The sequence below is a fragment of the Luteitalea pratensis genome (assembly GCF_001618865.1).
Classification (GTDB): Bacteria; Acidobacteriota; Vicinamibacteria; order Vicinamibacterales; family Vicinamibacteraceae; genus Luteitalea; species Luteitalea pratensis.
In genome coordinates this window covers 4,187,757-4,204,744 of the sequence record NZ_CP015136.1, presented here as the reverse complement: position 1 = coordinate 4,204,744, position 16,988 = coordinate 4,187,757, and the positions used below count along the sequence as shown (strand labels likewise).

The following is a 16,988-nucleotide window of genomic DNA, read 5'->3' as shown; positions in this document are numbered from 1 at the left end:
TCCGCGGGTCCGCCAGAACGTCGTATTTCGATCCAAGGCGATGGATTCATGTCCGGATTTCCGGACCCCAGCTTCGTTCGCAGGTTTCGGCCTGCAGGTAACACCTGACCGGCTCTTACCCCCCGGTGTGAGCCACCCGTCGGTCGCAAGGCACATCGGTGCTGAACGGTCCGGCAGGGGAGCGCCAAGATGCGACGAACGTTCGGGCTGCCCGTTGCAGTCCTCCTGATTTCGGCGGGATGTAGCCGCCACCCGGCACCGCAGGTCGCGGCGCCGATTCAGCCCACCGCCCCCGTGTCGTCGGTCCCGGTCCCCGCTCCGGTGGCGCCGGCCGACCCGACGGCGGCCCTGCTCACCGAAGCGGACCGCTCCTTCAACCTTGGCGAGCGCGAGTTGTCGCTCGGGCACCTGGAGCAGGCACGCGCGGCGTTCGACAAGTCGCTCGACATCCTGCTCGACGCGCCCGACGGCGCGAGAGTGGATCCGCGGCTGCGAACCCACTTCGATCGTCTCGTCGACCGGATTGCCGCCCACGAGACCCTGGCCTTGCAGAAGGGCGACGGCTTCACCGAGAAACCGTCGGAACCGGCTGCGATCGACCAGTTGCTGGAGGTCGCCACGTTCGCCCCGCCGCCGCCGGCGGGCCCGGGGGTTGAGCAGGCGGTGCAACTCGATCTCGCGCAGACGTCGCACGACATCCCCATTCCCCTCAATGAGCGCGTCCTCAACTACGTGGAGTTGTTCCAGGGCCGATTGCGCGAATTCCTGACCGGCGGCCTTCAGCGAGGCAGCAAGTACCTGCCGATGGTCCAGAGCGTCTTCCGGGCCGAGGGCGTGCCGCTCGACCTCGCTTACGTGCCGCTGATCGAAAGCGCCTTCAAGCCGACGGCGCTCTCGCGCGCCAGTGCCCGCGGCATGTGGCAGTTCATGCGAGGCACGGCCGGTGATTTCGGATTGAAGCAGGACTGGTACATCGACGAACGTGCCGATCCTGAAAAGGCCACGCGGGCGGCGGCTCGCTACTTCAAGCAGCTCTATGGGATGTTCTCGGACTGGCACCTTGCGATGGCGTCCTACAACGGCGGCCCCGGGCGCGTGCAGCGGGCGATGAAGTCCGCCGGAGTCGAGGACTTCTGGGAACTGACGGCGAACGAACGCTATCTGCCGCGCGAGACGCGCGAGTACGTGCCGATGATCCTCGCGGCGATGATCATCGCGAAGAATCCCACCCAGTACGGCTTCGAGGCGCCTCCGATCGAGACGCTCGCGTACGACAAGGTGGAAGTGGACACCGCGGTGGACCTGCGGCGTGTCGCCGAGTGGACCGGCGCATCCATCGATGAGATCCAGGCGCTCAACCCGGAACTGCGACGCTGGACGACGCCGCTACGCTTCGCTCGCTACGAGATGAAAGTGCCGGCGGGCACCGGGCCGCAGTTGCAGGCGAGGTTGGCGACGGCAGGGCCGAGCGAGTTGACGGCACTGAAGTTCCACACCGTACGCCGCCGCGAGTCCATTGCCCTGATTGCCAGGAAGCTCGGTGTTTCACGCGCCGACCTCGCCGAGGCCAATGGCATCTCGCAGCGCGCCGCCGTGCACTCCGGCCAGCGCCTGCTCATTCCGCGCGCCCCGTCGGCCCCGCTCCTCGCCAGCGGTCCTCGCGCCGACCAGCCGCAGCGCCAGGCCGAAGCCGTCGTGGCGCGCCGGCCGACCGCCTCGCCCGACGAAGAAGATGACGTCCGCATCACGACCCATCGCGTCAAGCGCGGCGAGTCGCTGTACGCCATCGCCAACGCCTACGACGTCTCGGTCGCCGACCTGCGAGCCTGGAACCGCATGAAGGGCACGCAGCTCGACGTCGGCGACAAGCTCACCATTCGCGTCAGCCGCACTCGCGCAGCGCAGTAGGCACGGAAACTGTGTCGCGTCGACCAAAGGTCGGCGCCTACGGATCACGAAGGGCGCCCTCGCGGCGCCCTTCTTCGTTGCGCGAAGTTGCAGTTTTGGCGACGCGGCATCGGGCGCGTCCGCGCAGTTGCAGCCATGTGTGCGCCGCGCATGCCGGGTTTTTCTGAGTTTTCGCGCGGATTGGGGCGCCGGCGATGTGCCCCGCTGCTTGCAACGTCCGGCCCCGTGCTCGCCTTCACCTTCACCGCGGCGCTCGTGGGCGTGTCGGCCGAACTCGTGCGGGTCGAGGCCGACGTCAGCTACGGGCTGCCGGGATTCACGATCGTCGGCTTGCCGGATGCGAGCGTCCGCGAAAGCCGCGATCGCGTCCGCAGCGCGATCCGCAGCGCGGGCCTGGAATTTCCTCCTCATCGAATCACCGTGAACCTGGCGCCGGCCGACCTGCGCAAGGCCGGCAGCAGCTTCGACCTGCCGATCGCGCTCGCCGTCCTGGCCGCCGGTGGCCAGTTGCCGCCGGCGCTGCCTGCGCGCGCCGTCGTCCTCGGAGAACTCGCCCTCGATGGGCGTGCACTCCCCTGCCGCGGCGTGCTGCCCGCAGCGCTCGCGTCGCGAGCGGCGGCGATGGCGATGATCGTGGTTCCGCGTGGCAACGTCCCGGAGGCGCGTCTGGTGCCCGGTGTCGACGTGCGCGGAGCGACATCACTCGTCGACGCCCTACGCGCCCTCCAGGAAGGCGAGACCCCGGCTCCTGCAGCAGTCAGCCCGAGCACGGTGACGCGGGTCAACGGTCCCGACCTGGCCGATGTGCACGGACAGGCGCTGGCGCGGCGCGCCCTCGAGATTGCCGCCGCGGGACATCACAATCTGCTGTTCTCCGGGCCACCGGGCGCTGGCAAGTCGATGCTGGCGCGGAGGTTGCCGGGCCTGCTGCCGCCGTGGGCGTTCGAGCAGGCGCTCGAGGCGACGGCCGTGCATTCGGCGGCGGGCCTCGTGCCCCCCGAGGGCGGCCTGCTCCCCGAGCGGCCGTTCCGCGCGCCGCATCACACCGTGTCGACGGCCGCACTGATCGGCGGCGGCCCACAGCCCCGGCCCGGGGAGGTCAGCCTGGCGCACCACGGCGTACTGCTGCTTGACGAGGTCCCCGAGTTCGAGCGTCGCACGCTGGATGTGCTGCGGCAGCCGCTCGAGGACGGCGTCGTCCACATCGCGCGGGTCGCACGGAGCCTGACGTTCCCGGCCGATTTCCTCCTCGTGGCGGCGATGAACCCGTGTCCGTGCGGGTACCAGGGCCATCCGCGCCGCGCCTGTCGGTGTCGGCCCGGCGAAGCCGACCGCTACGCCTCCCGGGTGTCCGGGCCGCTGCTCGACCGCATCGATCTGGTCGTCCAGGTGCCGCCAGTGGAGCCAGACGCCCTCACCGGACCGCGGCCACAGGTGGAGGCGACCGCCGTCGTCCGGGCCCGGGTCGTGGAAGCTCGTCGGCGCCAGGCGGCGCGCCAGCAGATGGTCAACAGCCGGCTCACAGGTCGCTCGCTCGACCAGATGAGGCGGGATCCGACGCTGGGAGGGCTGCTGGCGCAGGCGATGACCCGGCTCGACCTCAGTGCGAGGGCCGCCGACCGCCTGCTCCGGGTCTCCAGGACCATCGCTGACCTGGCCGGCGCCGAGCACGTGCAACGGGCGCACCTAGCGGAAGCCCTGCAGTTCCGGCCGTGCTAGACTGCGCGTCTGCTCCGAGCAGTTCGTGCTCCGGGCCTCCCATCCGCCACGTTCCAAAGGTGGACTACCCGACCCGGAGCGCGGCTCGTTCGCGCACCGGTCGAGGAGTGTGCATGCGTTCGACCCGTTACAGCATCATCATCGCGAATCGACGGACCGGGGTGGTCCGGCGCCTCACCCTGTCCTTGCGCCCCCTCGTGGTGCTGGCCGTGGTGCTGGGCGCGATGCCGATGCTGATGGCCCTGGGCGCCTCGCACAAGGCCTCATGGCAACGCACGTCGCTCGAGACCGAGTTGGTCACCCTGCGGGGCGAGAACGACACGATGCGCGCTGCCACCGGCGCCCTCACGTCCCAGATTTCGACGTTGCAGACACTCGTCGACGACCTGTCACAACTGTCACCGAGTGCCTCGGAGCGGACGGCGATGGCGCGGCTGCCGCGGGCCGTCCAACAAAGCGCGATGGGCGGCTTGTCGCCCGAAGCGGCCCGGCTGGCGCTGTCTGGACCGTCGGCTGGACCTGACGCCGTCGGCGTCGTGCGCAGCATGCTGAGTGCCTTCGAGGCCAGGCTGGAGTTCGCCCGTCCCCGTCTCGAGCGTCGGGCGGCGCTGGCCCGGGCGACACCGGCCATCTGGCCGGCCCTCGGGGCGCTGACATCGAGCTTCGGCACACGCCGTGACCCGTTCACCGCGGCGGCCAGCATGCATCCGGGGCTGGATCTCGATCTCGAGGCCGGCGACCCGGTTCACGTCACGGCCGACGGTGTCGTGACGGACGTGCGCCGTCACCCCGAGTACGGCAACATCGTCACCGTATGGCATGGCTTCGGCATCGAGACACGGTACGCACACCTGTCGCGATACGTGGTGCGGCCCGGAGACACGGTCACGCGAGGCGAGATTGTCGGCCACGCGGGCTCGACGGGCCGATCGACCGGGACTCATTTGCACTACGAGGTGTGGATTGACGGCCGGCCCGTCAATCCGCTGCAGTATCTCGTCGCGCGAGACGCGTCGTAATCCGCCTCGGCGCACCTGCGCCTGCCGCGCCACGGCGCCCGGGAACCCTCAGCGGCTCGTCCAGGGTTGCCTCGGTCGGTTCCCTTCCCTACAATCGAAAGATCGCGGTGCCCGCTTCCGGGTCCGCCATCTGGTAGTCACCCTTTGGTTCTCGACACCCTTCTCTCCAAGGTCATCGGCACGCAGAACGAACGCGAGCTGAAGCGGATACAGCCGCTCGTCGCTCGCATCAACGAGCTCGAGCCAGCCATGCAGCAGCTGAGCGATACGGCGCTGCGTGCCAGGACCGCCGAGTTCCGGGAGCGGTTCGCCAAGGGAGAGACGCTCGAGGACCTGCTGCCCGAAGCCTTCGCGGTCGTGCGTGAGGCCGGTCGCCGCGTGATCCACATGCGGCACTACGACGTGCAGCTGATCGGCGGCATCGTTCTGCACCGCGGTCGCATCGCCGAGATGAAGACGGGCGAGGGCAAGACCCTGGTCGCCACGCTGCCGGCGTACCTGAACGCCCTCGCGGGCAAGGGCGTGCACGTCGTCACGGTGAACGACTACCTGGCCCGGCGCGACTCGGAGTGGATGGGCCGCATCTACCGGTTCCTCGACATGTCGGTCGGCGTCATCCAGCACGACCTGCGTGACGACGAACGGCAGCGGCAGTACGGCGCCGACATCACCTACGGCACCAACAACGAGTTCGGGTTCGATTACCTTCGCGACAACATGAAGTTCGACCTCGCGCAGATGGTGCTGCAGCGCGGGCACTTCTTCGCCATCGTCGACGAAGTGGACAGCATCCTGATCGACGAGGCGCGAACCCCGCTGATCATCTCGGGCCCGGCCGAGGAATCCACCGACCTGTACTACGAGGTTGATCGGATCATTCCTCAGCTCAAGCCGGGCGCCGTGATCCAGGGCCAGGTCAAGTCCGAAGAGCGCGAAGCCCTCGAATTGACCGGCGACTACATCGTCGACGAGAAGCACAAGACCGCCACGCTCACCGAAGGCGGCATGGCCCACGCCGAGCAGCTGCTGGCACATCGGCTGCTGCCGGGCGGCCTGTACGACCCGGCCAACATGCCCCTGCTCCACCACGTGCAGCAGGGACTCCGCGCCCACACGCTATTCCGTCGTGACGTCGAGTACCTCGTGAACGAGGCCGGCGAAGTCGTGATCATCGACGAGCACACCGGACGCGTCATGCCGGGCCGGCGTTGGAGCGATGGCCTGCACCAGGCCGTCGAGGCGAAGGAAGCCGTCAAGATCGAACGCGAGAACCAGACGCTCGCGACGATCACTTTCCAGAACTTCTTCCGCAAGTACGACAAGCTGTCGGGCATGACCGGCACCGCCGACACCGAGGCGGAAGAGTTCAACAAGATCTACAAGCTCGACGTGATCCAGGTGCCGACCAACCGGCCCCTGATCCGCATCGAGGAGCCCGACACCGTCTTCCGCACGCAGCGGGAGAAGTACGAGGCGATCGTCGACGACATCGCCTCACGCCAGGCCGAAGGCCGTCCCGTGCTCGTCGGCACCGTCTCGGTCGAGAAGTCGGAACTGCTCTCGACGATGCTGAAGCGCAAGGGCGTGAAGCACGTCGTGCTGAACGCGAAGTACCACGCGCAGGAGGCCGAGATCGTCGCCCAGGCCGGTCGCCTCGGCAAGGTCACGGTGGCCACCAACATGGCCGGCCGCGGCACCGACATCCTGCTTGGCGGCAACGCCGAGTACATGGCGCGGCAGCAGTGCCTCGCCGAGGAAGTCGCCGAGCGCGTGCCGCGTGGCGAGGAGAAGTACGTCGACGACGATGAGTTCGTCTACTTCCGTCATCTCGACAACTTCTACCGGGTGCCCACGCCCACCTGGGAGCACATCTACAAGAGCTTCGATGACGAGTGCCGCGCGGAGCACGAGCAGGTTGTCAGCCTCGGCGGCCTGCACATCGTCGGCACCGAACGTCACGAGTCGCGGCGCATCGACAACCAGTTGCGTGGCCGCGCCGGCCGCCAGGGCGATCCGGGCAGCTCGCGTTTCTACTTGTCGCTCGAAGACGACCTGATGCGCATCTTCGGGTCGGCCAACATCTCCGGGCTGATGCAGCGCCTCGGGATGGAAGAGGGCGTGCCGATCGAGAGCCGGATGGTAACCAAGGCCATCCAGCGCGCGCAGAAGCAGGTGGAGGCCCAGAACTTCGGCATCCGCAAGCACCTGCTCGAGTACGACGACGTCATGAACAAGCAGCGCGAGAGCGTGTACGCGCTGCGCCTGCAGTTGCTGCAGGGCCGCATCCGCCTGGAGGACGGCGAGGTCGACTCGCGCGAATACCTCCTGGTGCTCGCCGACGAGGTGCTCGCGAACCTGGTCGAGGAATATGCCGGCAACAAGGACAACCCCGAGTTGTGGGATCTCGGCCAGTTGCGCGAGGAAACCATTCGTGTGTTCGACGTCGACGAGACGGTCGTGCGCGAACTGCCGCTCGAGGAGATGAACGGCGAACAGATCCGCGCCGAACTCTGGGCCGAAGTCGAGGAACAGTACGTCGAGAAGGAGTCGGCCGTGGGCCGCGATCTTCTGCAACTGCCCGACGATGTCATCCCGCAGATTGCCGGCCCGTCGTTCTTCGATCAGATCAAGGCGGCCGAGGGAGATGCGCGTCTTTCGGTGGCGGGCCGCAGCGTCCTGGCACCCATCGAACGCAACCTGATGCTGCAGGTCGTGGATGGCCAGTGGAAGGATCACCTCTACAGCCTCGATCACCTGAAGGAAGGGATCGGCCTGCGCGGGTACGGGCAGCGCGACCCGCTCGTCGAGTACAAGAAGGAGAGCTACACGCTGTTTGCTGCGATGAAGCAGCGTGTGGACGAGGAGACGGTTCGCTACCTGTGGCGCCTGCGGCCGACGTTCGGCCGTTCGGAGCCGCCGCCCGATTTCCTGCAGATGGCCGACAGCGTCGACGTGGCCGCGCCACCGTCCGCGCCCCGCACGGCGCCGCCTCCGCAGGTCGCGCAGAAGGCTCCGGCCGTGCCCGCGATCTTCTCGCAGCCCAAGCGGCTGCAGGAGAATCGGCCCGCGCCCTCCGCGGCCGGTACGGCCAGCGGCATCTTCGGTGCGCCGGCGGCGACCGCCACCGCGCCCAGACCCGCACGCGTCGGCGGCGACGACGTGCAGCGCACGGTCCGTCGCGACGTCCCCAAGGTGGGCCGCAACGACGACTGCCCGTGCGGCAGCGGCAAGAAGTACAAGAAGTGCCACGGGGCGGGCCTGTGACGTTGGTCACGGGGCACGTCATGCACCCGTTCGAACACCACCAGGCCGACGACGTTCGTCGGCCTTTCGTGTCCTCACGCGCCTGATGCCCATGACCACCACGGACACCCTCGTCGCCCTCTCGCCCGCTGAACAAGTGGAGCGCGGCCTGCAGACCGCACTCACCTTCGACGACATCCTGCTCGTGCCGCGCCGCTCGGAAATCCTGCCGAGCCAGGTGGACGTGTCCTCGCGCTTCACGCGCAACATCCGCCTCAACGTGCCGCTCGCCAGCGCTGCCATGGATACCGTGACCGAGTCCGGCTTGGCCATCGCGATGGCCCAGCAAGGCGGTATCGGCATCGTCCACAAGAACCTCTCAGTCGAGGACCAGGCCAACGAGGTCGATCGCGTCAAGCGCTCCGAGAGCGGAATGATCGTCAACCCGATCACACTGTCGCCGACGCATTCGATTGCCGAAGCGCACCAATTGATGAAGAAGTACCGCATCTCTGGCGTGCCGATCACCGAGGACGGCAGCAAGGAAGGACGTCTCGTCGGCATCCTGACCAATCGCGACCTCCGCTTCGAGACGCGCCTCGAACGGTCGATCGCGGAGATCATGACGCGCGAGAACCTGATCACGGTACCCGTGGGCACCACGCTCGATCAGGCGCAGGACATCCTGCACACCCACAAGGTCGAGAAGCTCCTGGTCGTCGATCACGACTACCGCCTGAAGGGGTTGATCACGGTCAAGGACATCCAGAAGGCGATCAAGTACCCGATGGCGTGCAAGGACGATCTCGGTCGGCTGCGCGTGGGCGCGGCCGTCGGCATCGCCAAGGACACGATCGAGCGGGCCGAGGCGCTCGTGGCTGCGCACGTCGACGTGCTGATCGTCGACACCGCACACGGGCACTCGGTGGGTGTGCTGGAAATGGTGCGCCGATTGCGGAGCCGGTTCCCCGGCGTCGACCTGGTAGCGGGCAACGTCGCGACAGGCGCGGCCACCGAAGACCTGATCAAGATCGGTGTGGATGCGGTGAAGGTCGGTATCGGCGCCGGCTCGATCTGCACGACGCGCGTCATCGCCGGCATCGGCGTGCCGATGGTCTCGGCGATCGCGGAATGCGCGCGCGCCGCCCGGCCCTACAACATCCCGGTGATCGCCGACGGCGGCATCCGCTATTCGGGCGACATCACCAAGGCGATGGCGGTCGGCGGCAGCACGGTGATGATCGGCAGTCTCTTTGCCGGCACCGACGAGAGTCCGGGCGAGGTCATCCTCTACCAGGGCCGCTCCTTCAAGGAGTACCGCGGTATGGGCTCGATCGGGGCCATGCGCAAGGGATCGCGGGACCGCTACTTCCAGGATGAGTTCGAGTTGAACGCGGTGACCGGCGAAGGCACCGACAAGCTGGTGCCCGAGGGCATCGAAGGCCGCGTCGCACACAAGGGTTCGGTGGCCGCGATGGTCCACCAGTTGGTCGGCGGCCTGCGTGCCGGCATGGGCTACTGCGGGTGCCGCAACATCGAGGCCCTGCAGACCGACGCGCAACTCATTCGCATCACCCCCGCGGGCCAGCGCGAGAGCCACGTGCACGACGTGATCATCACGAAGGAATCGCCGAACTACCGCGTCGAGCGGTGAGGTAGGGACGCCTCTCCGAGGCGTCCGTCACCGCAGTTCGGCCTTCGTCATTCGGCCGTGGGCCTTCAGCCACTGGCGACCCTGCTTCTCGTGTCCGCCGCAGTTGCACACCTGTTACTGGTGAACCTGCTCCCGTCCTGGTTGGTCTGCCGGCGACAATCATGTTGGGGCTGAGCACGATCGCCTGCAGGCGCGGTCTCAGTCCTACCGCGCCGCCTACCCGCTTTCGGCCATGGGGCCGGTGCTTCGCCTGGCTGGCTGCCGCGCTCTACGTGAGCCTCACGCCATGGCCCTACTACTTCTGGCCCTGGACAACCTTGCGGGCTGAGATTGCGCAGCGACTCGAGGAGAGTGCATATGACGTCCCGCCGCCCGGGCAGTTGCCCTTTCCAGGGCAGCCGGGACTCCGGCAGATCACCCATCCGCTCTTTCGCGTCCCGATTGAGATTTCGCTCAATACCTTCGGCCCCGTCGGACCGAACGCTCGCACCTGCTTCATGTTCTTCGGCGACGGAAGAATCGCGCGCATCGACGTCAACGATCCGCGTTCGTTCGGCGACGTCTTCGACTGAGGCCTGGCGGCACAGACGTCCTCCTGCCGTTGCCCGTCTCACGCCATGCCCGTTCCGCCTCCGCCACGGCTACGGCGAACACGTCGGGGAATGCGCCGCACCGGCGCGCGGCTCGCCGTGCCGTCTTCGACATTCCCGTATTCGCGCATTCCCGCATTCCGGAACCCGGTACCCGGTACCCGGTACCCGGACTAAAATGCGCGACATGTCTCGTCGCCTTCTCCCCTCCCTTTCCCTCTGCCTCCTCGCGCTCGGCGTGGCCGTCTCGGCCACCCAGCCGTCCGCGCCGCGTCAACTCCGCATCATCGCCTTCGGGGCGCACCCCGACGACGCCGAACTGAAGGCCGCAGGCGTGGCCAGCTTGTGGGCCGCCGCCGGCCACAAGGTGAAATTCGTCGCGGCGACCAACGGCGACATCGGCCATTTCAGCCAGGCCGGTGGTCCGCTCGCCATCCGTCGGTACAAGGAGGTCCAGGAGTGTGCCCGCATCATGGGCATCACGACCGACGTCCTCGACATCCATGACGGCGAACTCGAGCCGAACCTCGAGTACCGACGCATGTTCGCCCGCAAGATCCGCGAATGGCAGGCCGACATCGTGATGGGCCACCGCCCGTACGACTACCATCCCGACCACCGGTACGTTGGCGTGCTGCTCAACGACACCGCGGTCGTGGTCGGCGCGGCCTTCTTCGTGCCCGACACGCCGCCCACGCAGGGCAACCCGATCTACCTGAACTACTCGGACAACTTCGTTGACCCCAAGCCGTTCGAGCCGAATGTCATCGTCGACATCGATGCGTCGGCGGAGAAGAAGTGGGCCTGCGTGAGCGCCATGCCGTCACAGTTCGGCGACGCCGACTCGTGGCAGGGCCGCACCCGCCCTGACGTGCCCAAGGACGATGCGAAGCGGCCGGCGTACCTGCTCGAACTCGCGAAGCAGCGATCGGCGGCCGTCGCCGATCAGTACCGTGCCCAGCTCATCGCCCGCTACGGCCAGGAGCGTGGCTCCAAGGTGAAATACGCCGAGGCCTTCCAGCTGAATCAGTACGGGCGCCAGGTCAAGCCTGACGCCCTCAGCGAGATGTTCCCGAAGTAGACAACGGCAAGGAGTGAGGACGGAGGACGGAGGATGGAGGATAGAGGACGGAGGATGGAGGATAGAGGACGGAGGATGGAGGATAGAGGTAGGACGAAGCTCAGAGGTACGAGGACTTCACCTCGGTCATCTCCTCCTCTTTCCTATCTCCGTCCTCACGCCTCCCTCCTCACTCCCCGTCCTCCGTCCTGCCAGGTTCCCCACATGTCCCATCGCGTCTTTTCCGCTGTCCTTTTGTGTTTTCTCACACTTGGCGTGGCCGTCTCGGCCACCCAACCTGCTGCACCACGCCAGCTGCGCATCATCGTCTTCGGTGCGCATCCCGATGATGCCGAACTGCAGGCGGCAGGCGTGGGCGCGCTGTGGGCTGCGCAGGGACACAAGGTGAAGTTCGTCGCCGCGACCAACGGCGACATCGGCCATTTCAGCCAGGCCGGCGGCCCACTCGCGATTCGTCGCACGGCGGAGGTGCGCGAGTGCGCCCGCATCCTCGGAATCACCACCGATGTGCTCGACATCCACGATGGTGAACTGGAGCCGAACCTCGCGACTCGGAGGGCCTTCGCACGCAAGATCCGGGACTGGCAGGCCGACATCGTCATCGGCCACCGGCCCTACGACTATCACCCCGACCACCGGTATGTCGGCGTGCTGCTCAACGACACTGCGGTGGTGGTCGGCGCCCCGTTTTTCGTGCCCGACACGCCGCCCACACAAGGCAATCCGATCTACCTGAATTCCGCGGATGGATTCACCGGGCCAAAACCGTTCGCACCCGACGTCGTGGTGGACATCGATGCGGTCGCGGAGAAGAAGTTCCAGTGCATCGCCGCCATGCCGTCGCAGTTCGGCGACGCGGATTCATGGCAGGGCCGGACGCTGCCGAACATGCCGGCCGACGACGCCGGCCGCAAGGCGCACATCCTGGAGACGGTGAAGGGGTGGCTGGCCGCGGGTGCAGACGAGTACCGCGCGCAGCTCATCGCGCGCTACGGCCAGGAGCGAGGCTCGAAGGTGAAGTACGTAGAGGCGTTCCAGCTGAATCAGTACGGGCGGCAGGTGAAGCCCGCGGAACTGGACGCCCGCGTCCCGAAATAGGGTCGGGTTTTCGCGACCCGCTCGACGTGGCACACCGTCGACCTGAAGGTCGACGGCTACGTGCGAGGTGCCGTTACCCCGCCTTCTCTCCGCACGACTGACGCACCACGAGCGTGCACTGCACGAAGATGTCGCGGGCCGGGCGCCCGGGATGTATCCGGCGCTCGAGCATCGCCGCCACCGCTGCCTCGCCAATCTCCCGCACCGGCTGCCGGACCGTCGTCAATGGCACCGGCAGCCACGCGGCGTACTCGACGTCGTCCACGCCGGCGAGCCGGATGTCGCCGGGAATCGAGCGTCCGAGGGCCAGTAGCGCGTGCATCAACTGCGCCGCGCCGCGGTCGTGCGCGCAGACGATGCCGTCCGGTTCGTTCGCGTCAAGGTACGCAGCCAGGGCGGCGCGATCGGCCGGAGACGGGACTGGCAGATGCGTGAGCGCACCGTCGGCCTGCAGTACGTCGATCGCTTCACGGTACCCGGCCCGCCGCCCGGCGATGGTCGAGGCCCCGTTGGTGGTACCCAGGAAGGCCACCCGTCGCGCCCCGGCGTTCAGCAGGTGTTCAGTGATGGCGAAGCCCACGCGCCGGTTGTCGATACCGACCAGGTCGTAGGGGCCGCGCTTCGGATACGGATGCACCGAGCGGTCGAGCAGGACGACGGGGATGCGCGCTTCGTCGAGGGCAGACACGATCCGCAAGTTGGTGGTGTCGCCCGCCGGCAGCCCTTCGAGGGGCGCGAAGAACACGCCGTCGACGCGCTTGGCGATGTACTGCTGGACACGGGCCCACGCGGCCGCGGCGCGGCCCGTCGCCGGTGACTCTCCCCCACCCCAAAGGAACGCGTGCGCCCGGGCGCCCGGCGCGGACAGCAGGCCCTGGACCAACGGTTCGAAGATCTCGATGTCAGGCAGGTCCGGCACGAGGATGCCGAAGGTGCAGTCGGTGGCGGCCGTCGAGGCCTGGCGCCGTACGTAGGTGCCCGAGCCGATCCGTCGCTCCACGAGGCCCTGCATCTGCAGGTCGCGCACCGCGCGGCCGACCGTGATGCGCGACGCCCCGAAACGGGAGCCAAGGTCGGCCTCGCTGGGTACCCGGCCGCCGGCGGGCAGCCGGCCGGACTCGATGTCCTTTCGGAGCGCGTCGTAGACGACCTGGTACTTCGGCACCAGCAAGACCGTGCGTTGCATGCCCAAGATGTTATGACAACTACGAGGCATTGGACAATGGCAAAGTTTGGCCCAGTTTGGGCCACATTCCTTGGTCCACGTAAATATTCTGTAAATTCGACCGATTAGACTGGTCAGACCACATTGGAGTTGCTATGCTTGATTCGTGGGCGCTCTGATAAGGCCCAGAGGAGTGATATGTCAATCATGACCGATCCGGTGCATTTCCTGGTGGCCAGCGACTTCGACCAGACCTTGAGCTTCAACGACTCTGGCGTGGTGCTGAGCCAACTCATCGGAGCTTCCGGGTTCGAGGAGAAGGTGGCGGGCCTGGCCCGCAGTAACCTCGTGCATCAGGGAGGCGAACTCGCGTACCTGCTGCGCCACGATCCGGAGTTCCGGGCCGTCAGGCGCGAGCACCTCATCGAGGCCGGGCGTCGGGTCCGCCTCAAGCAGGACATCCCGCAGCTGGTGGACGTGCTCGCCAAGGGCATCCCCGGCTGCCAGTTCTCGTTCTTTGTCATCTCGGCCGCACCGCGGCCGGTCATCGAAGCGGCGCTCGCGGGCGTGGTTCCTCCTGACCACATCTTCGGGACCGAGCTCGAGTTCGACGCCACGAGCGGCGAGGTCACCGCGGTCACGCACGTCCCGGCCGGCTATGGCAAGGTGGCGGTGCTCGAGCAGCTCGAGGCGCGGGTCAGCAGCCGCCCGGAGCACACGATCTACGTGGGCGACGGCAGCTCGGACGTCCACGTCATGCTGCACGTGAACAACCGTGACGGCTTCACGATCGCGGTCTCCGAGAACCGTCACCTGGCGCGGATCGCACGGCGCACCGTGCTGAGCGACAGTGCGTTGAGCGTGATGGTGCCGATTCTCGGCCACGTCGCCGGCTGGAGTTCGACGCGCATCCGCGAACTCTTCGCCAGCTACGGGCTCACCATGCAGGACTGGGAACGGGCGCGGACCGATCGCGTGACGTTACGGGAGATGCCGGCGCTCGTGCGCGCGGAGTCGGCATGACCCTCGCGGACGCCATCGGATGGACGGCGACCGCCGTCTTCACCGCGTCGTACCTCACGCGTGGCCAGTCCGCACTTCGACGCGTCCAGATGTCGGGCGCGTGCTTGTGGCTCACCTATGGCCTGGTGACGCAGGCCGCGCCGGTCATCGGTTCCAACGTCCTCGTGCTGGGGGCGGCCGTGTGGGCGGAGCACCGCTATCGGCGCGAGAGGCGGATATCGGTCGCGCCGTCGCCGCGGCCGGACCGCGGCGTGGCCGCGGAAGCCGAAGCGGCGTAGGTCAGTCGTCCTGCGTGTAGCCTTTGGCTGACCGGTTATAGCCGTCGACTGTAGTCAACGGTCCGCGGCCGCGGTCTGCCGACCAGCGTGACGTGTTGCAGTCAGCCGTGCCGCAGTCGCGTGCGGCAAGAAACTCGAAGGTAGGGCCGGTTCTCCGAACCCGGCCGACGAGGGCCGCGCTCGGAGAGCGGGCCCTACCGGTATTCGATCGTGATCCGGCGACCGGTGTCGGAGACGATGTCGATGCGGACGTCGATCGCGCCCGGCACACCGCGCGCCAGGCGCTCGGGCCACTCGATCGCGAGCACGCCGTCCTGCGCGACCTCGTCCAGCCCCAGGTCGTCGAGGCTTGCGCCACCGTCAGGCAGGCGGTACAGATCCGCGTGGTAGAGCGGAACACGGCCGCCCTTATATTCGTGCACCAGCGTGAAGGTGGGGCTGCTCACCGGATCGTCGGTGAAACCCAGCGCCTCGGCGAGCCCGCGCACGAATGCCGTCTTGCCGGCACCAAGATCGCCATGCAGGAGCAGCACGGTGCCTGGCGTGAGCCGGTCCGCCAGGGCGATCGCGACGCGCCGCGTCTGCGCCTCCGACTCGGTCTGCATCACGATCACTCGTCGTGGTCGTCGCCCTTGGACGTCCGCTCCGCGGAGAGTTCCAGGACCGCGTCGCCGAGATAGGTGAGCAGGTCGGACGCGGTGAGCGCCGCCTCACCCAGATCCGCCATGGCGAGATCACCGGCGTGTCCATGCAGGTACACGCCGAGGCGCGAGGCGCCCTCGGCATCGAGCAACTGGCCGAACCAGCCGGCGATGACGCCGGTGAGGACATCGCCGGTGCCGCCAGTCGCCATCCCCGGATTGCCCGTCATGTTGATGGCGATGGTGCCTTCGGGCGCGGCGACCAACGTGCGGTGGCCCTTGAGCACGACATGCAACTGGTGCTTCTCGGCGAACGTCCGCGCCGCGGCCACGCGATCGCGTTGCACGTCCTCGGTCGTGGTGCCCAGCAGCCGCGCCATCTCGCCCGGATGTGGCGTGATGATCACGTCGTGGCCATCACGTCCGGCGAGCAGCCGCGCGTGTTCGCCTGCGAAGGCATTCAGCGCATCGGCATCGAGGACGATGGGCACACCTACCCGTTCCATCACCCCATGCACGAAGGCACGCACGCCGGGCCCGGTCCCGAGGCCGGGGCCCATCGCGATGACATCGCTCGCGGTGTCCAGGACGCGCTCGATCGCGTCGGGCGTCACCTGTCCGTCTGCATCCTCCGGCAGGCCGATGGTCATGTACTCCGGGGCCATGGCGGCGAGGATGGGCTGCACCGACCGCGGTGTGGCCACCGTGACCAGTCCTGCGCCCGACCGCAATGCCGCCATTGCCGCGAGGTGCGCCGCGCCGCTCTTGCCCATCGACCCGGCGACGATCAGGACGCGTCCGAATTCGCCCTTGTGCGCCTCAGGGTCACGTGGCTCGAGCACCGAGCGCATGACCCCGCGCGTGATCACTTCGACATACGGTCCGTCGAGCCGCTCGATGATGGCTTCCGGGATACCGATGTCGGCGACGACCAGTTCCCCGCAAACACGTTGCGCAGGCGGCAGGATGTGGCAGATCTTCGGCGCGGCCAGTGTCACCGTGACCGCTGCCCGGATCGCCTCGCCCTGCACCTCGTGCGTGTCGGCAAGCAGGCCGCTCGGGACGTCGACGGCCACCACCGGCAGGCCACTGCCGTTCAGGTCGCCGACGATGGTCGGGTACATGCCGTCCAGCGCCTGGCGCAAACCCGTCCCGAAGATGGCATCGACCACGAGGTCGCACTGCGAGATCTCGGAGAAATGGAGTTCCCACGCCTGCTCGTCGGCGATTTCCACCACCGAGGCGCCGAGCCGCCCAAGCACCTCCAGGTTGTGACGCGCATCGCCGCGGACCTCCGACAGCGATCCGATCACGAACACCGGTACTTCGACGACGCGCTCGAGCAGCGTGCGCGCAATGACGAAGCCGTCCCCGCCGTTGTTGCCCCGACCCGCCAGGACCGCCACCCGCCGCGACTCCAGGTTCGGGAACAGCGCCTCGATGGCCGCCACCACCTGGCGACCGGCGTTCTCCATCAGGACGAGCGACGGGATGCCGAGTTCCTCGATCGTGATCCGGTCGGCCTCGCGCATTTGCGCCGCAGTCAGCACTCGCATGGATGCATGGTAC

General features: G+C 67.6%; 13 protein-coding genes. 10 read left to right on the top strand and 3 right to left on the bottom strand.

The window, feature by feature from the left end:
* The first annotated feature begins 189 nt into the window (after window positions 1–189).
* The 8 genes from LuPra_RS17275 (at window position 190) to LuPra_RS17245 (ending at window position 12,312) form a co-directional block, all read left to right on the top strand.
* Entirely contained in the window at window positions 190–1,908 is a 1,719-nt protein-coding gene (locus tag LuPra_RS17275) for a lytic transglycosylase domain-containing protein (RefSeq protein WP_110171891.1), read from the top strand.
* Window positions 1,909–2,133: 225 nt separating this feature from the next.
* Complete coding sequence (locus LuPra_RS17270; protein ID WP_157899323.1) at window positions 2,134–3,627, top strand: YifB family Mg chelatase-like AAA ATPase; 1,494 nt, start codon at window positions 2,134–2,136, stop codon at window positions 3,625–3,627.
* 113 nt (window positions 3,628–3,740) lie between these two features.
* Window positions 3,741–4,646, top strand: coding sequence for a M23 family metallopeptidase (locus LuPra_RS17265; RefSeq protein ID WP_110171890.1), 906 nt, complete (start codon window positions 3,741–3,743; stop codon window positions 4,644–4,646).
* Between the two features lie 144 nt (window positions 4,647–4,790).
* Window positions 4,791–7,910: a preprotein translocase subunit SecA gene (gene secA / locus LuPra_RS17260; RefSeq protein ID WP_110174745.1), complete on the top strand. Its 3,120-nt coding sequence runs from the start codon at window positions 4,791–4,793 to the stop codon at window positions 7,908–7,910.
* A gap of 91 nt (window positions 7,911–8,001) precedes the next feature.
* Window positions 8,002–9,543: an IMP dehydrogenase gene (guaB, locus tag LuPra_RS17255; RefSeq protein WP_110171889.1), complete on the top strand. Its 1,542-nt coding sequence runs from the start codon at window positions 8,002–8,004 to the stop codon at window positions 9,541–9,543.
* 272 nt (window positions 9,544–9,815) lie between these two features.
* Window positions 9,816–10,115: a hypothetical protein gene (locus LuPra_RS32010; RefSeq protein WP_157899322.1), complete on the top strand. Its 300-nt coding sequence runs from the start codon at window positions 9,816–9,818 to the stop codon at window positions 10,113–10,115.
* A 205-nt stretch (window positions 10,116–10,320) separates the two neighbouring features.
* On the top strand, window positions 10,321–11,214 hold the full coding sequence (locus tag LuPra_RS17250) for a PIG-L deacetylase family protein (protein WP_157899321.1): 894 nt from the start codon (window positions 10,321–10,323) through the stop codon (window positions 11,212–11,214).
* 204 nt (window positions 11,215–11,418) lie between these two features.
* The gene (locus LuPra_RS17245) at window positions 11,419–12,312 is read left to right on the top strand and encodes a PIG-L deacetylase family protein (protein WP_157899320.1); all 894 of its coding nucleotides are present in this window, start codon (window positions 11,419–11,421) and stop codon (window positions 12,310–12,312) included.
* A 73-nt stretch (window positions 12,313–12,385) separates the two neighbouring features.
* On the opposite strand, the gene LuPra_RS17240 is transcribed toward LuPra_RS17245, so the two are convergent.
* Window positions 12,386–13,498, bottom strand: a complete 1,113-nt coding sequence (locus LuPra_RS17240) for a GntR family transcriptional regulator (RefSeq protein WP_110171886.1) — start codon at window positions 13,496–13,498, stop codon at window positions 12,386–12,388.
* Between the two features lie 177 nt (window positions 13,499–13,675).
* On the opposite strand from LuPra_RS17240, the gene LuPra_RS17235 reads away from it, so the two are divergent.
* Together LuPra_RS17235 and LuPra_RS17230 are read left to right on the top strand one after the other, a co-directional pair.
* Window positions 13,676–14,500, top strand: a complete 825-nt coding sequence (locus tag LuPra_RS17235; RefSeq protein ID WP_110171885.1) for an HAD-IB family phosphatase — start codon at window positions 13,676–13,678, stop codon at window positions 14,498–14,500.
* Window positions 14,497–14,778 (top strand): hypothetical protein, encoded by a 282-nt coding sequence (locus LuPra_RS17230; RefSeq protein WP_110171884.1) that lies wholly within the window; start codon window positions 14,497–14,499, stop codon window positions 14,776–14,778. The genes LuPra_RS17235 and LuPra_RS17230 overlap by 4 nt, the downstream gene beginning before the upstream one ends.
* Window positions 14,779–14,972: 194 nt before the next feature.
* Here LuPra_RS17230 and tsaE read toward each other — a convergent pair whose 3' ends face one another.
* Together tsaE and LuPra_RS17220 are read right to left on the bottom strand one after the other, a co-directional pair.
* On the bottom strand, window positions 14,973–15,383 hold the full coding sequence (gene tsaE, locus LuPra_RS17225; protein ID WP_110174744.1) for a tRNA (adenosine(37)-N6)-threonylcarbamoyltransferase complex ATPase subunit type 1 TsaE: 411 nt from the start codon (window positions 15,381–15,383) through the stop codon (window positions 14,973–14,975).
* A gap of 5 nt (window positions 15,384–15,388) precedes the next feature.
* Window positions 15,389–16,975 carry an NAD(P)H-hydrate dehydratase gene (locus LuPra_RS17220; protein WP_110171883.1) on the bottom strand — a complete coding sequence of 529 codons (1,587 nt, stop codon included), beginning with the start codon at window positions 16,973–16,975 and terminating at the stop codon, window positions 15,389–15,391.
* Window positions 16,976–16,988: the final 13 nt, after the last annotated feature.

What these genes read in the sequence shown, in the direction of transcription:
- LuPra_RS17275 (WP_110171891.1), top strand. Translation starts at nt 190, where the DNA reads ATGCGACGAACGTTCGGGCTGCCCGTTGCAGTCCTCCTGATTTCGGCG.
- LuPra_RS17265 (WP_110171890.1), top strand. Translation starts at nt 3,741, where the DNA reads ATGCGTTCGACCCGTTACAGCATCATCATCGCGAATCGACGGACCGGG.
- guaB (WP_110171889.1), top strand. Translation starts at nt 8,002, where the DNA reads ATGACCACCACGGACACCCTCGTCGCCCTCTCGCCCGCTGAACAAGTG.
- LuPra_RS17250 (WP_157899321.1), top strand. Translation starts at nt 10,321, where the DNA reads ATGTCTCGTCGCCTTCTCCCCTCCCTTTCCCTCTGCCTCCTCGCGCTC.
- LuPra_RS17245 (WP_157899320.1), top strand. Translation starts at nt 11,419, where the DNA reads ATGTCCCATCGCGTCTTTTCCGCTGTCCTTTTGTGTTTTCTCACACTT.
- LuPra_RS17240 (WP_110171886.1), bottom strand. Translation starts at nt 13,498, where the DNA reads ATGCAACGCACGGTCTTGCTGGTGCCGAAGTACCAGGTCGTCTACGAC.
- LuPra_RS17235 (WP_110171885.1), top strand. Translation starts at nt 13,676, where the DNA reads ATGTCAATCATGACCGATCCGGTGCATTTCCTGGTGGCCAGCGACTTC.
- LuPra_RS17230 (WP_110171884.1), top strand. Translation starts at nt 14,497, where the DNA reads ATGACCCTCGCGGACGCCATCGGATGGACGGCGACCGCCGTCTTCACC.
- tsaE (WP_110174744.1), bottom strand. Translation starts at nt 15,383, where the DNA reads ATGCAGACCGAGTCGGAGGCGCAGACGCGGCGCGTCGCGATCGCCCTG.
- LuPra_RS17220 (WP_110171883.1), bottom strand. Translation starts at nt 16,975, where the DNA reads ATGCGAGTGCTGACTGCGGCGCAAATGCGCGAGGCCGACCGGATCACG.